Origin of the sequence: Tenacibaculum xiamenense, from assembly GCF_964513065.1 — a bacterium.
In the GTDB taxonomy this organism is placed as follows: Bacteria; Bacteroidota; Bacteroidia; order Flavobacteriales; family Flavobacteriaceae; genus Polaribacter; species Polaribacter xiamenense.
Genome location: NZ_CAZEQU010000005.1, coordinates 222,623 through 237,232 on the forward strand (window position 1 = coordinate 222,623; position 14,610 = coordinate 237,232).

Annotated in this window: 12 protein-coding genes and 2 tRNA genes; 3 read left to right on the forward strand and 11 right to left on the reverse strand. The window is 32.1% G+C overall.

Annotated elements, in window-relative coordinates; all coding sequences use genetic code 11:
- Positions 1-25: 25 nt before the first annotated feature.
- The 11 genes from ACKTTV_RS01355 to ACKTTV_RS01405 form a co-directional block, all read right to left on the reverse strand.
- The gene (locus ACKTTV_RS01355) at positions 26-892 is read right to left on the reverse strand and encodes an aspartyl protease family protein (protein WP_408029005.1); all 867 of its coding nucleotides are present in this window, start codon (positions 890-892) and stop codon (positions 26-28) included.
- A gap of 111 nt (positions 893-1,003) precedes the next feature.
- Positions 1,004-1,435: an NTF2 fold immunity protein gene (locus ACKTTV_RS01360; RefSeq protein WP_408029006.1), complete on the reverse strand. Its 432-nt coding sequence runs from the start codon at positions 1,433-1,435 to the stop codon at positions 1,004-1,006.
- Positions 1,436-1,990: 555 nt separating this feature from the next.
- On the reverse strand, positions 1,991-2,662 hold the full coding sequence (locus tag ACKTTV_RS01365) for a VOC family protein (protein ID WP_408029007.1): 672 nt from the start codon (positions 2,660-2,662) through the stop codon (positions 1,991-1,993).
- A 73-nt stretch (positions 2,663-2,735) separates the two neighbouring features.
- Positions 2,736-4,181, reverse strand: coding sequence for an arylsulfatase (locus ACKTTV_RS01370; protein ID WP_408029008.1), 1,446 nt, complete (start codon positions 4,179-4,181; stop codon positions 2,736-2,738).
- An 11-nt stretch (positions 4,182-4,192) separates the two neighbouring features.
- The gene (locus tag ACKTTV_RS01375; protein WP_408029009.1) at positions 4,193-5,578 is read right to left on the reverse strand and encodes a sulfatase; all 1,386 of its coding nucleotides are present in this window, start codon (positions 5,576-5,578) and stop codon (positions 4,193-4,195) included.
- A gap of 320 nt (positions 5,579-5,898) precedes the next feature.
- Complete coding sequence (locus ACKTTV_RS01380; protein ID WP_408029010.1) at positions 5,899-6,129, reverse strand: hypothetical protein; 231 nt, start codon at positions 6,127-6,129, stop codon at positions 5,899-5,901.
- 62 nt (positions 6,130-6,191) lie between these two features.
- Entirely contained in the window at positions 6,192-7,325 is a 1,134-nt protein-coding gene (locus ACKTTV_RS01385; protein WP_408029011.1) for a DUF1624 domain-containing protein, read from the reverse strand.
- A 204-nt stretch (positions 7,326-7,529) separates the two neighbouring features.
- Positions 7,530-8,507, reverse strand: coding sequence for a phytanoyl-CoA dioxygenase family protein (locus tag ACKTTV_RS01390; protein ID WP_408029012.1), 978 nt, complete (start codon positions 8,505-8,507; stop codon positions 7,530-7,532).
- 394 nt (positions 8,508-8,901) lie between these two features.
- Positions 8,902-9,285 (reverse strand): lipocalin-like domain-containing protein, encoded by a 384-nt coding sequence (locus ACKTTV_RS01395; RefSeq protein WP_408029013.1) that lies wholly within the window; start codon positions 9,283-9,285, stop codon positions 8,902-8,904.
- A gap of 156 nt (positions 9,286-9,441) precedes the next feature.
- Positions 9,442-9,515 (reverse strand) — tRNA-Asn (locus ACKTTV_RS01400).
- A 63-nt stretch (positions 9,516-9,578) separates the two neighbouring features.
- Positions 9,579-9,652, reverse strand: a tRNA-Asn gene (locus ACKTTV_RS01405).
- 311 nt (positions 9,653-9,963) lie between these two features.
- Here ACKTTV_RS01405 and ACKTTV_RS01410 point away from each other — a divergent pair.
- The 3 genes from ACKTTV_RS01410 to ACKTTV_RS01420 all read left to right on the forward strand — a co-directional run bounded on the left by ACKTTV_RS01410 (position 9,964) and on the right by ACKTTV_RS01420 (position 14,600).
- Positions 9,964-12,723 (forward strand): 2-oxoglutarate dehydrogenase E1 component, encoded by a 2,760-nt coding sequence (locus ACKTTV_RS01410; RefSeq protein ID WP_408029014.1) that lies wholly within the window; start codon positions 9,964-9,966, stop codon positions 12,721-12,723.
- Positions 12,724-12,759: 36 nt separating this feature from the next.
- Entirely contained in the window at positions 12,760-13,965 is a 1,206-nt protein-coding gene (odhB, locus tag ACKTTV_RS01415) for a 2-oxoglutarate dehydrogenase complex dihydrolipoyllysine-residue succinyltransferase (RefSeq protein WP_408029015.1), read from the forward strand.
- A gap of 107 nt (positions 13,966-14,072) precedes the next feature.
- Positions 14,073-14,600 (forward strand): GNAT family N-acetyltransferase, encoded by a 528-nt coding sequence (locus tag ACKTTV_RS01420; protein ID WP_408029016.1) that lies wholly within the window; start codon positions 14,073-14,075, stop codon positions 14,598-14,600.
- The last annotated feature ends 10 nt before the right edge of the window (positions 14,601-14,610 follow it).

The following is a 14,610-nucleotide window of genomic DNA, read 5'->3' on the forward strand; positions in this document are numbered from 1 at the left end:
TTATAAAACTAGTTTTTATTTTAATTTATTGTTTAAAAATTGGTATTTTGTTAAGGTTTTGGGTGTTTGAAATGATTTTCAGAGAATTGTTTTCGTTGTTATATATAAATATTTTACCTAGCATGTCATTTACACCAAATATACCGTTGACATTTAGAGGTTTTAACTCTTCTAGATTAGCACTTTCCATATTTAGACAAAGTCTTTTATTATTAGAAGTGACCTTCGTTAATCTACTAGGGAATTGCGTGTTTTGAAAAGTTACAGTTGAGTCTTTTATTGATAGATTTAAAGAATTGTTGTCTAATTTGGAAACAGGAGTACCAGTATCAAAAAGTAGTCGGAAAGTCTCGTTTTTTGTCGATTTAAATTCACTAATTAAGTAACCATAATCACTATTGATAGACGAGTTAAAACCATCGATATTAATAGGTTTTTTGTAAAGTTGGATTTTATTTTTTTTGAAGTTTAATATAAAATTCTTGTTTTTAAAGTACCCGAATCCAATAACAATTTCGAAGATAGTTCCAACCTGTTTACTAACGGATTCAATTTCGTTTTTGGCTGAGAAAAATTCAATGTTGTTTTCAGAGATCTTATCAATTTTTAGTTTTTTTATGATTCCTTTTTCAAGGGCATATTGATTTCCATTTATATCAGACATGATAATGTCTGATTTTTCTGTTTTAATACCCAGTTTAGTAATGAGTTTTGTTGACAGTTGCAGTTTAGCAAAATCTCCGAAATCAATAAGAGCTTTGTACTTTTTGTTGTTAATTTCAACGGTTGTAAATAACAAATTATACTCAGATATTTCAAAATGGATTTCTTCTTGAGAATAGCCTTGTATTGATACAAATAAGCAAGTTAAAAAGTAGAAAAATGATTTCATAGATTGTAGTTTCATTAGGGGAAACAATAATACTATTTTCCTCTAATGAAAAACGTTAACTAAACTTAATGAAGGTTAACAAATGTTAATACTACAAATCTATTTATATTGTTACAGACAAGGCCATTTACAATTCCCATCTACATAATCAACAGCAGATAAATACCATCTCTTGTTTTTTCTAACTAGGCGATATTCATAGTCAACTTCAAAATTGTGCATTTTATTCATCTTAGTCATAACTATAGCTTCATCGCCTTGAATATTTTCAGAAGTTATTATTTCTTTTTTTGGATGATGAGCAGTATCATCACTAAAAGAAATGGGTTGTCCTTGGAAATCTTCATGACAATACTTTTCAACTATCTTTTTAGAATAATTCTGTTTAGCCTCATTAATAACACTAGAAGAATCTTGAGTAGTACTTTGGTTTTTTACTGCGATTTCATTCCATTTATGATAATCTTTTATGAATTCATTTACAAAGTTTTTAGGAGAACTTGATCTTTTCGCGAAATAAATATTTGAAAAAATAGAGAACATAATTCGGGGTTTTTATTAGTGATTCAATTAATATCAGGAGAGTCTCTTCAGCTCTCAAATGATTGTCGATTTCATTTTAAGTTTAGGATGGATTGTTTTTTAGCTTTATAAATATACTGAAAATTAAGCTTTTATGCAGGGTTGTATGTTTTTTATTTTTAATTTCTTGATAAATAAGAGTTTTAGAAAAGTAGAAATTTAGAATAAAATGATTATTTGATTTATTTAGTTTTCTAATTAGTTTGAGAGAGGAGTTAAGTATAATGTCGATAAAGATAATATAAAGCGATTCTGAATTTGAATAATTTCAATAATGCCTTTACCTATAGTGTATCGTTAAGTGATAATTTATTTCCAGAAAATGAAGAAGGAACGTTTTGATAAATTGTTTTTTAACCATTTTCAGTAGGGCTTTTAATTGGTTATAATAAGGTGTTACCTGAAAGGACACAAAGTGTTATCATGAGTTATTTACTAGGCTAATATTAACTAAATATGTTTTTTATTTACGTTAGAGTCTATGCGAGAACAACGATAAACAAGCTTGAATATTTTTTATTTGAATAGTGTCTCAATTTTTCCATTATTAAAAACCATTTTAAAAAAGTTGTCTTGTTCTATGAATTCAATTTCAAAACTAGAGGAATAAGCTTTGTCGCCTGTTGGATACCAATCTTTAATTTGTTTATTGATGCAAATAAATAAACCATTTTCATCTCCAATAGCGCAGAACCTTTCCAATCCACCAGAATATATAGCCATTCCAGTAGTTTTATGAATATCTTTATAGATACTTTCGATGTTATTCACAGGAAGTCCTATTTCGGAAATTTCGAATATGGAATCTCCACTGAATGAATCTGTACTTTGATTATTAAGGTTTTTACGGGCAATCAACTCCACAATATTGTGATCTTGATCGTAAAAATAGATAGCTTTTGCGTTCCATGACTGGAAATCTTGTATTTCGGCATTACCATCCTTTAAAATCTTAACTCTGGTTTTTAACCATTCTAAGGCTTCAATTTCTTTATTAGAAGGAATATTGAAGGCAAAATGATAAGGTTTAAATTTGTCTGATTTAACCAGTGTTAACTCTGAGTTTCCGATCTGGATTATTGCTTTATGATTCGATTTTTCAACTAACGTTAGCCCTATTTTTTGAGTGTAGAAGGTTATCTGATTGTTTAAATTAGAGCAATATATCTGTAGTCTTTTTATTTTCATTCTTAAGTTAAATAATGAGTTTAATATAAAGACTTATTCTTAGTTTCTAAAATATTCATTCAAGAAGATAATACTACTTTTCATACTTAAAATGAAATACTTCCGAATAGTTATGTTGTTCTTTCATAATGTTTGCTATTTGTTTTACAATTTCAGGATGTTTATCAGCAATATTGTTTTGTTCACCTATGTCCGATGTTAAATCATACAATTCAATTGGAGCTTCTGGATTGTTGGTCATGCTTAAACGAACACCTTTCCAATTATTAATTCTGACTGCTTGTTTTCCTCCTTTCTCAATAAACTCCCAATACAAAAACTTATGTTGCTTTTGTTTTTTTCCTAATAAGGTAGGTAAAAACGAAATACCGTCAGTTTCTTTTGGGGTGGTTATTTGCGTAAGATCACAAATTGTGGGTAAAAAATCCCAAAAAGCAGAAACATGATTAGAGGTGGTATTAGATTTAATGGTGCCGGGCCAATATGTAATCATAGGAACACGAATTCCTCCTTCATATAAATCACGTTTATAACCTTTAAACTTTCCGTTACTATTAAAAAAATCTGAGTTTTTTCCACCAACATTGTGAGGACCGTTATCAGAGGTAAATATGATCAAGGTATTTTCTGCAATACCAAGATCTTCCACTTTTTTTCGAATTTGGCCAACCTGCTCATCTAATAAATATACCATAGCGGCGAAAGCCGTGTTTGGTTCTTTTTGTGAACCATAACCACCATTCTTGTATCGCTTACCACTGTCAACACCTTTATAACTTTTTTCAGGAAGGAGTTTTCCTCTAAATTTTTTCATATATTTTTCAGGAGCTGCAAGTTCGGCATGTGGAATAATAGAGGGGTAGTACATGAAAAAAGAAGTGTCCTTGTTTTTTTCTAGGAAGTCTAGCGCTTTTTTATGGATGATTTCTGGAGCATAAACTTTTGTATTTGTGCCAGTATTTTCTTCTAATAAAATTTTTGTTTGATTGTGCCAAAGATGATAAGGGTAATAGTTATGAGCAATTCGCTGACAATTATAACCGTAAAATACATCAAAACCTTGTTTGTTTGGATCTCCTTCCGAAGAAGGGTCTCCCAATCCCCATTTACCAAAAGCTCCTGTGATATAGCCGTTAGCTTTTAAAATTTCAGAAACAGTAACCGATGATGAATTTAAAGGGTATTGACCTTCTGGTTGAACACTTTTATTTCCTCTGATAAAAGTATGTCCCGTATGTTCTCCTGTTAATAAAGTGGATCGGGAAGGGGCGCAAACAGTTGAGCCAGAATAATGTTGAGTAAAAAGCATTCCGTCTTTTGCTAATTGATCAATATTAGGAGTTGAGAATTTCTTTTGACCGGTTACACTTAGATCGCCATAGCCTAAATCATCAGCCAAAATATAGATGATATTTGGTCGTGAATTAGTTTTGGAATTCTTTAGGTTTTTTGAGTTAGAACAATTAAATAGAAAAGCTGATAAAATTGTTATTACAAGTATATTTTTTATTTGATTCATTGTGCCTTGTATTAGTGAGTATAGTGAGGGTTTAATTCAGTAGGGATTGGTGCTTTTGTTTTTTGCCACCAGTTTTTCAATAGTGTAAGCATTTCTTCTTTCTTTTTTACTTTATTAAAAGCAAGGTTTTTCTTTTCTCCAATATCATTGCTCAAATTGTAAAGTTCTACTTCATTGTTTTCAAAATAATAATGAAGCTTATAATCTCCATATCGAATAACCGAACCTGGACGAGTTCTGAATAAAGGATCCCTATTTTCATTTTGATCTTTGTTATATGCTTGTAAATAAATTGGGAAATGCCAGTAAAGTGAACGATTGAAAGTTTGAGTGTTACCTTCTAGAATTGATGAAAGATTATCTCCATCCAAATTCAAGTTAGAATAATCGATACCTGCATAATTTAAAATAGTAGGGAATAAATCCAGCTGAGTAATGGGAGTATTGTTTTTAGAATTTGTCTGTATTTTGGATTTGTAAACAAATAAAAACGGAACTCTTATACCTCCTTCATAATAACTTCCTTTACCTGCTCTTAAAGGTGGTTGTTTTGTAATACCATATAAACCACCATTGTCGGATGTGAGAATTATAATTGTATTATTTAAAATGCCTTTATTTCGAAGCTTTAATATGAGTAGTCCAATATTCCGATCTAGATTTTCTATCATACTTGCATACTCGGCATTATTCTGTCCATTTGACTTTTGTTTTGCTTTGTACTTATTCAGTAGGTTTTTTACAGGTGTAATTGGAGTGTGTACAGCGTAAGGAGCGTAGTAAAGAAAGAATGGGGATTTCACAGAATCGACAAAATTCAACACTTTACTCATAATTACATCGGTCAAATGTTCCTTAGAATTTCCTTCTATGTTTATGTTTTTATATGGAGGATAATAGCTTTTAGGTCTCCCGTTGTGTCCTCCTCCAATGTTTTTATCAAAACCAAAGCTTAGAGGATTATTGCTTAAATGCCATTTACCAGCGTGACAAGTTTCATATCCATTCGATTTCAGAATTTCTGGAAAAACTTTGTGGTTTTTACCCAAAGTTTTTGTGTTTTTGATAGGAATAAGTTTTCTATCTCTATGGCTTCCCCTTTCAGAAGATCCAACGGTGTAAATTTCGTGTCTGGGAGCCCATTTACCTGTCATTAAACAAGCTCTACTCGGTGCACAGTTTGATGAAGCTGCATAACCATTGGTAAATGACATTCCGAGCTTAGCTAAATTATCAATATTGGGAGTTTCGTAGTATTCGCTTCCTTGATAGCCAGTATCTTTCCACCCCATATCGTCAATGTTAATTAGGATGATATTGGGTTTGGATTTACTCTTTGAGGAATCGGAGTTGCAGAAGATTGAAGCTACTAAAACAATGGAGCACAAGAATCTCATAATTAATGATTTTTATGTTGAAAATCATTAATTCATAATCTATAACAAGATCATTGATTTCAACATTTACGGTTTATAATTAGAGAGCTCCCAAACTCTAAGACAAGTATTCTTTGATAAGGTTTAAATTTCTATTTGAAATTGGAATATTAAAGTTAAGGTATATTATTTTGAAAATCAAGTGTATTGAGTGATTTTTATACGAGTTTAAGAGAGGTAATAGGATAAGAACTTTTAAGCGAAATTAAAGTAGAATGAAACTAGTAGTGAATTTGATTTTGGCAAAATCAAATTCACTATGTTTTACTATGAATATCTCACTATTCTTTTGTTTCTTCCTTTTCTTTTCTCCATAAAAAGTAGCAAATAATTGCCCAAATAATATTTACAGTTACGATTCCTATGACAAAATGATCTCTTCCAGATTCTAGTGATTTTCCCATAATCTCAAATATATAATAAGCGACTAGGATAAAAGAGATTATTATACCTACAAAATAGGCTATCTTTCCTGTTTTGGTTAAATGTTTAAGTAGTAATCTTTCTATCATAAATGATTGTTTTTTTTGATAAAGTCAATGTTTTTCACCTATTCTTTTGTAGTTTCAGTACACTAAAAATACTTGATTAGTTTTGAAGTGCTTTGACGTTTGTAATCTCCAAACTTTTTTGTTGGAAAATAAAGTAAAAAGGCGATAACTGCGGATACCAACCATAGTTGATAAATATGATTTAGCTTTATGATCTCTCCATTGTTAAGGGTGAACATTAAGATTCCGTGCACTATTAAAAGAGTGTAGAGGTGGACCAAATAGAAAAACATAGGTGCTGAACCATATACTTTTAAAATTTTGGCGAATTTGTTTGAAATGGTTTCAAAATAAGATAATAGTAGAAAACCAATTCCTAAAGTAAGAAGTAGGAAATCAAGAGAGGGAGGATACTTTGTGTAATTTAAAAATGACATGGTAGATTGTAGGATTGAATTCTGTTGTTTCCATGGTAAAGTTTCTCCATAAATATTAAATCCTCTCAACAATATTAGAAGAGCTAAAAGAGATAAACCTATATAAAGTAATAGTTTCTTTCTGTTTTTTTGAACTCGATTATAATTGTATATAGGGCCTGTGAAGTAGCCTAATAATATAACACCTATCCAGGGAAGTACTGGATAGGAAACTCTGGTTTTTATAAATCCTTCAATAAACAAATATCCGCGGTCATGTAATATAGTCCATAGGTTGTATCCAAATTCGGTATTTGTAAAAGTAATTGGAGTTAAAAGATTATGCCCGAATACAATTAATAGTCCTATTACGCCAATCCAAACCCTTGGAAGTTTACTAAAAAAAGCTAGGGAAATCATACTAATGCCTATAGCCCATATAACTTGTAAGTATAAGGTGTTATATGAGGCAGACCAAGAGAAATTCACTAGTGTAACCTCTAAAAGTAGTAAGAATAGTCCTCGCTTTAATAAGAAACTAGTTGCTGATCTTGATGGTTTTCCTTTAGGATTAGAATAGAGCCAAGCAGATAACCCTGTTAAAAAAACAAAGATAGGAGCGCATAGGTGAGCAGATAGTCGAGTAAAAAATAAACTAGGATTGGTTTCTTGAATATTCATAGGATCAATAACATGTTGATGAGAGAAAAAGTGTTCTCTGGCATGATCAACCAACATTATTAACATAACCAATCCTCTTAATATATCGATTGATGCAATTCTTGTAGTCTTATTTTCCAAAGTTGCAATAGTGAGTTATGACTTAATAGATAGTTTTCTAACTTTTTATTTAGATGTGAACAAATTAAAAAAAACAGAATAACCTAGAATCACAATCTTTTGTTAATAGTACTATAAGGTTCTAATGAAAAAGAGGTAGCGTTAAAATTTAAAAGAAAAGTATGAGTGTAAAATGAAAAAAACACCACTGTTTAGCGGTGTTTTTTAAATCCATTCCTGTTGATACTCAAAATCTATAGGTTGATAGTTGATATATTGAACTATTCTAGGCAATTCAGCAAGGTTTCTTCTGCTCCCATGAGGTAAGCAATGATTCCAAAAAATAAAATCTCCAGCATTTGCAGATATAGGTTTTTCCTTGAAAGAATCTAATAAGTTTGTGTCCCTCGGATCGTCATTTAAAGAGTCTAACCAACTGGTAATAGAGTTATGAAAGCCTGGAATTACAGTAAAAGCTCCTTGATCTTCGGATGTGTCAGTCAGGTATAACAAACCTTGAATTCCAAAGGGTATTGGTTGTTTTAAACTGACATCCCAATGTAAATTTGGTCCTTGAAACTTATAATAATCGGTTTCAGGAGGGTTAAAACTGACTCTATCCATGCTTGCAATTAAATTTTTCTTATTCCATAATTGTTCAAAAGCTAATCTTATTTTATTCGAGTATCGATTTTTTTCCAGAATCTCATGATTGAAAAGTTGGACCATGATTCCTTGTTTCAATGGATGAGAACGATACCAAGATGACTTGTCTTTTAGATCTGCATCAATTTGATTACAAATGAAGTCTACAGTTTTCTCACAATCTTCTTTCGAAATGGCATTTTTTAAAATTACAAAGCCTTCTTTATTCCAGTGTTCGATTTCTTTATGGGTTAAAACCTCTTCTTTTATCGAGTTCTTATAAACTTTTTCGTTTTCAATAATACTGTTGAAATGGTTTATTGCTCTTTTAGAAATTGTACCGTTTTGTTCTATCCAAGATTCAAAGTCATCAAAAGATTTTGATGAAGTCATCAAGTATTTTATGGTGGGTTCGCTACCTATTCTTAAAGTATTAAATACAGCATTAATATAATTCCATTTAATTTGTTTACTTGGTTCACGAGAATGTTTTAAATCGTTATGTTGACTCCATATTTCTTTTAAAAAATAAATTCCGATTTTTCCGTCTTTATTCATTGTAGTAGGTTTCTTTTCCTGTTATTGTTTATACATTTTGATATGTTGGTTGCTAAAGATATTTATTTTTTAAGTTACCATTGGGCTGGTTATGTTTCTTTGTGTGCAGAAAATATTCCTTGGCAGAGTTTCTAGCATTGGTAACAAAACCAACCCTTTTGAAATATTAATGAATTCACTTTCTAGTGACCTTATAAAAGGTTTAATTCGTTTTAAGTTGTTAGTTATGTTCTAGTAGACGATGTTTAATCTTTTATTTAAAGGTTGAAATATTTCAGAAATACTTTTTTGAGTCAATGGTAACGTTAAACTAAGTTATGTGGTGAAGGTATATTACCTATATCTTTCAAAAGTGTTTAGTCCAAATGATTGATATATTGCAATGTGTTTTAAATTATAGCTTGATGAATGTTCTGATAACAATTGTATTAGGCTCAATTTCTTCCATAACTAAAAGCTTTGTATCGTTATCAAAAAGTGATACCTCTGTCGTTGGTTTAGGGAAAACATCATTAAAATTAATAGAATAACTATTGTTTTCGTTTTTCCAATAGCCATTTTTTATCCCAGCTGAAGTACATGCTCCTCTAACCGAACCAAAAAATTCTGAAGATAAGGACTTATCAGATTTAAAGTGAACCACACCTTTGGTGTTGCACCTGTTTGTATGGTTTTCTCCGTTAACAGTTATATGAGTGAGTTTCCATTCACCGATAATTTTATCGGTATACACTTTTTCTTCGGTTATATCATTTTTACTACATGATAGTAATGACATAAATAAAATTATTAGCGATAAATTTTTCATGAATATATTGATTTAAGATAAACATGGTGGATGAGTCGTTGGGGTAAATGAAAGCTGACAAATTGAATAAGGTAAATTGTAAAACGAAGTAAATAAAAAAACACCACTGTTTAGTGGTGTTTTTTGCTCCTCTTCTTGGGCTCGAACCAAGGACCCTCTGATTAACAGTCAGATGCTCTAACCAACTGAGCTAAAGAGGAATGTTCTTTGATGAACAAATATATGTAAAATTTGGAAATTATCGGCTTCCAAGTTGCCTTCTGCTCCTCCTCTTGGGCTCGAACCAAGGACCCTCTGATTAACAGTCAGATGCTCTAACCAACTGAGCTAAGGAGGAATTTAAAAACTATATTGTTTTCAAATGCGAGTGCAAATTTAAGAGATTTTTATTTATCTGCAAATAAAAATGAATAAAAAACACAATGTTTTTTAGTGTGTTTTGAAAATCAATAATTTAAATCAATATAAAATTTGACTTAATTGTGTTTTGGTCAAAAAAAATAGGAGGAATACCTTGTTAAATTAAGATTAAAAAGAATCTTAGTTTTTACTAAAAGTTGTACTTTTGTAGCCATTATTCTTAGAATTCGTTTATAACATTGAAGTTTAATTGAATTCTTCTAAAAAAAGAAAAGTATAACATACAATATGGACAAGTTTTCGTTCTTAAACGCAGTACACACAGGTTTTATAGGTGATTTGTACGACCAATATCAAAGAAATCCTGATGCGGTAGAACCAAGTTGGAGAAGTTTTTTCCAAGGATATGATTTTGCAAGTGAAGATTATTTGGAAACAGATGAGAATTCATTTGAAGTTCCTGAAGAGGTTCGTAAGGAATTTTTAGTAATCGATTTAATAAATGGATACCGAACAAGAGGACATTTATTTACCAAAACAAACCCAGTAAGAGAGAGGAGAAAATATACTCCGACCTTAGATATTGAAAATTTTGGGCTTTCAAAGAACGACTTATCTACTGTTTTCCGTGCAGGTGAAATTTTAGGAATAGGAGCCAAAACATTAGCAGAAATCATTCAACACTTACAAACTATTTATTGTGATAGTATAGGGGTTGAATATATGTTTTTACGAAATCCTGAGGAGCTAAAATGGTGGCAAAATCGTTTAAATCAAAATGATAACCATCCTAAATATAATGATGAAACGAAGAAATATATTCTTTCTAAGTTAAATCAGGCAGTAGGGTTTGAAAACTTTTTACAAACAAAGTATGTTGGGCAAAAGCGTTTCTCTTTAGAAGGAGGTGAAACTTTAATTCCTGGTATTAGTATGGCGCTGAAAGATGCTGCTGAATCGTACGGAGTTAAAGAATGTGTGCTAGGAATGGCGCACAGAGGACGTTTAAATACATTGGTAAATATCTTCAGAAAGCCAGTAAGAGACTTATTTAGTGAGTTTGAAGGGAAGGATTTTGAAGATCAAGATATTGATGGTGATGTAAAGTATCACCTAGGGCTGACTTTAAGCAAGACTTATAAAGAAGGTCAGGAAATAAAAATGAACTTGGTACCTAACCCATCTCACTTAGAAACAGTGGATGCGGTTGTAGAAGGTATTGTTAGAGCTAAAATCGATAACGATTATGAAGGTGATAGTGGAAAAATTCTCCCTATTTTAGTTCATGGTGATGCTGCAATAGCAGGACAAGGAATTGTATACGAGGTGGTTCAAATGGCTCAATTAAATGGGTATAAAACTGGAGGTACAATTCACGTAGTCGTAAATAACCAAGTAGGATTTACTACAAATTACTTAGATGCGCGTTCAAGTACGTATTGTACTGATGTAGCTAAAGTTACATTATCTCCTGTACTTCATGTGAATGCTGATGATGCTGAAGCAGTTTGTCATGCAATGCAATTAGCGGTTGAATTCAGAATGAAATTCAAACGTGACGTATTCATAGACTTGTTAGGGTATAGAAAGTACGGTCATAACGAAGGTGATGAACCAACATTTACACAACCTAATTTATATAAGGCAATTGCAAAACATCAGAATCCAAAAGTAATTTATGCTGAAAAATTAAAAGCAGAAGGAAAACTGGATGATTCATATGTTGATCAAATGACAACTGACTTTAAAGGAATGCTTGAATCGGAATTCCAAGAGTCTAAAAAACAAGAGTCATCACGCGTAAATGAATTTATGCCTGAGGTTTGGGAAGGATTTATAAGAAAGCACCTAGAAGCAATGCTTCAACCTGTTGATACATCTTATGATCTTGAAAAGTTAAAAGGAATTGCGAAAGTTATTTCTACAGCTCCTGAAGGCGTTAAGTTTGTTAGAAAAGCAAATAGAATATTAAAGGACAGAGCAAAAAGAGTTTTTGAAACAAACCAATTAGATTGGGGAACTGCAGAAAACTTGGCTTATGGTACTTTATTAGAGGAAGGTTATGATGTAAGAATCTCAGGAGAGGATGTTGAAAGAGGAACATTTTCACATCGTCATGCTATCATGAGAGATGAGGTTTCAGAAGAAAGAATCAACCTTTTAAATACAAATGCGAATAATAAAGGGGAAATGACCATTTATAATTCTCATTTATCAGAATACGGAGTTCTTGGTTTTGATTATGGATATGCAATGGCAGCTCCAAATACCTTAACTATTTGGGAAGCTCAGTTTGGAGATTTTGCCAATGGAGCACAAATTATGTTTGATCAGTACATATCTTCGGCTGAAGATAAGTGGAAACTTCAAAATGGATTGGTAATGTTATTACCTCATGGTTATGAAGGTCAAGGACCTGAGCACTCTTCTGCAAGAATTGAACGTTTCTTACAATCATGTGGTAAAGATAACTGGACAATAGCAAACTGTTCTACTCCAGCAAACATCTATCATATTTTACGTAGACAGATGAAGCGTGATTTCAGAAAGCCTTTAATTGTATTTACACCAAAAAGCTTATTACGTTTACCGAAAGCTGTAAGTACCATGGAAGAATTAGCTTCTGGAGGTTTCCAAGAAGTGATCGACGACACCATTGCTCCTGAAAATGTAAAGAAAATGGTGTTCTGTACAGGGAAATTCTACTATGATCTTGAACAAAAGAGAGAATTACTGAACAGAAATGATGTTGCCTTAATTAGAATTGAGCAGTTATTCCCATTGCATACTGAGAAGATCAAAGAGATCATGGATAAGTATCCAAATGTAGAGCGTTATGTTTGGGCTCAAGAAGAACCTAAGAACATGGGAGCTTGGGCGCATATGTTAGAGCGTTTTGAATTGGCACGTTTAGAATGTGTTTCAAGAAATTACCGTTCGGCACCAGCCGCTGGATCTAAAAAGCGTTACGAACGTCGTCAAGATACTGTGATGGCAAAAGTGTTTGACTTGGATGTTGATGCATTCAGAGAGTTAACAAAAAAATAAACAAAAAAATAAATTCAGATATAAAATTTAGAACTGATGGTTTTAGAAATGAAAGTTCCTTCTCCGGGGGAATCAATTACCGAAGTAGAAATAGCAACATGGTTAGTTGAAGATGGTGATTATGTTGAAAAAGATCAACCAATTGCCGAAGTTGATTCTGACAAAGCAACGTTAGAGTTACCTGCCGAGGAAAGTGGAATAATCACCTTAAAAGCTGAAGAGGGAGACGCTGTTGAAGTTGGGGCTGTAGTTTGTTTAATTGATATGGATGCTCCAAAACCAGAAGGGGCTTCTGCAGCAAAGGTTGAACCAGCAAAAGAAGAAAAGAAAGAGGCTCCAAAGGCTGAACCAGCAAAAGAAACCTATGCAACAGGTACGGCTTCTCCAGCCGCTAAGAAAGTATTAGCAGAAAAAGGAATGAGTGCTTCTGATGTAAAAGGAACTGGAAAAGATGGTAGAGTAACCAAGGAAGACGCTGTTAATGCGGTTCCTTCAATGGGAACTCCAGGAAATGGTACTCGTACAACTGAGCGTAAAAAACTTTCTATGTTACGTAGAAAAGTGGCACAGCGTTTAGTATCTGTAAAAAATGAAACAGCAATGTTAACTACATTTAACGAAGTTAACATGCAGCCAATATTCGATTTACGTAAAGAATATAAAGAAACATTTAAAGCAAAACACGGAGTTAGTTTAGGATTTATGTCATTCTTCACTTTAGCTGTGGTAAGAGCTTTAAGAATGTATCCAGATGTAAACTCAATGATTGATGGGGATTTCAAAATATCTCACGATTTCCAAGATATCTCTATCGCAGTTTCTGGACCTAAAGGATTAATGGTTCCTGTAATTAGAAATGCAGAAAACCTTTCTTTTAGAGGTGTTGAAAGCGAAGTAAAGCGTTTAGCTTTAAGAGCAAGAGACGGTCAAATTACTGTTGATGAAATGACTGGTGGTACTTTTACTATTACAAATGGTGGAGTATTTGGTTCTATGTTATCAACTCCTATTATCAACCCTCCTCAGAGTGGAATTTTAGGAATGCACAACATTGTAAATCGTCCAGTAGCGGAAGATGGTCAAGTTGTTATTAGACCAATTATGTATGTAGCATTATCTTATGATCACAGAATTATTGACGGACGTGAGTCTGTTGGATTCTTAGTGGCTGTAAAAGAAGCTTTAGAAAACCCAGTTGAGTTATTAATGGATAACAATCCAACCAAGGCATTAGAGTTATAATATATTTTTCTAGGTATATATTAACTTTTAACATATTTGAATTAAAAAACCCATATCAATTGATATGGGTTTTTTAAATTTAAGGACATATTTAATTGATTAAATAAATGAAAAGCTACCCAATATTAGATACTGAAAGATTAACACTAAAACTAACAGATCTCGATGATGCCTCTTTTGTTTTAGAATTATTAAATACACCCAAATGGAAGCAATATATAGGGGATAGGAATGTTCATAACCTTGAAGATGCAACTCAATATATTAAGGAGAGAATGCTGCCTCAAAGTGAAAGGTTAGGCTATGGTAACTATATTGTAATAAGAAAGGAAGATGGTGTTAAAATCGGAAGCTGTGGTTTGTATGATCGGGAAGGAGTTGAAGGAGTAGATGTCGGTTTTGCTTTTTTACCTGGTTATGAAGGTAAAGGTTATGCTTACGAGGCTTCGCAGAAAATTATGGAAATGGCTTTTACCGATTTTGGAATTTCAAAAGTATCAGGAGTGACTGTAAAGGAAAATGTAGCTTCTCAAGGACTACTGAAAAAGTTAGGATTGACCTTTAAAAAATATGTCAATCTTCCAAATGATGATGAAGAACTTATGTTGTTTTCTGTTCAAAAAAAAGAGGATTAGAATAAATCTA

Coding starts and splice junctions, on each gene's coding strand:
- ACKTTV_RS01390 (WP_408029012.1), bottom strand. CDS start 8,507: ATGAATAAAGACGGAAAAATCGGAATTTATTTTTTAAAAGAAATATGG.
- ACKTTV_RS01370 (WP_408029008.1), bottom strand. CDS start 4,181: ATGAATCAAATAAAAAATATACTTGTAATAACAATTTTATCAGCTTTT.
- ACKTTV_RS01355 (WP_408029005.1), bottom strand. CDS start 892: ATGAAATCATTTTTCTACTTTTTAACTTGCTTATTTGTATCAATACAA.
- ACKTTV_RS01375 (WP_408029009.1), bottom strand. CDS start 5,578: ATGAGATTCTTGTGCTCCATTGTTTTAGTAGCTTCAATCTTCTGCAAC.
- odhB (WP_408029015.1), top strand. CDS start 12,760: ATGGTTTTAGAAATGAAAGTTCCTTCTCCGGGGGAATCAATTACCGAA.
- ACKTTV_RS01410 (WP_408029014.1), top strand. CDS start 9,964: ATGGACAAGTTTTCGTTCTTAAACGCAGTACACACAGGTTTTATAGGT.
- ACKTTV_RS01360 (WP_408029006.1), bottom strand. CDS start 1,435: ATGTTCTCTATTTTTTCAAATATTTATTTCGCGAAAAGATCAAGTTCT.
- ACKTTV_RS01395 (WP_408029013.1), bottom strand. CDS start 9,285: ATGTCATTACTATCATGTAGTAAAAATGATATAACCGAAGAAAAAGTG.
- ACKTTV_RS01420 (WP_408029016.1), top strand. CDS start 14,073: ATGAAAAGCTACCCAATATTAGATACTGAAAGATTAACACTAAAACTA.
- ACKTTV_RS01365 (WP_408029007.1), bottom strand. CDS start 2,662: ATGAAAATAAAAAGACTACAGATATATTGCTCTAATTTAAACAATCAG.
- ACKTTV_RS01380 (WP_408029010.1), bottom strand. CDS start 6,129: ATGATAGAAAGATTACTACTTAAACATTTAACCAAAACAGGAAAGATA.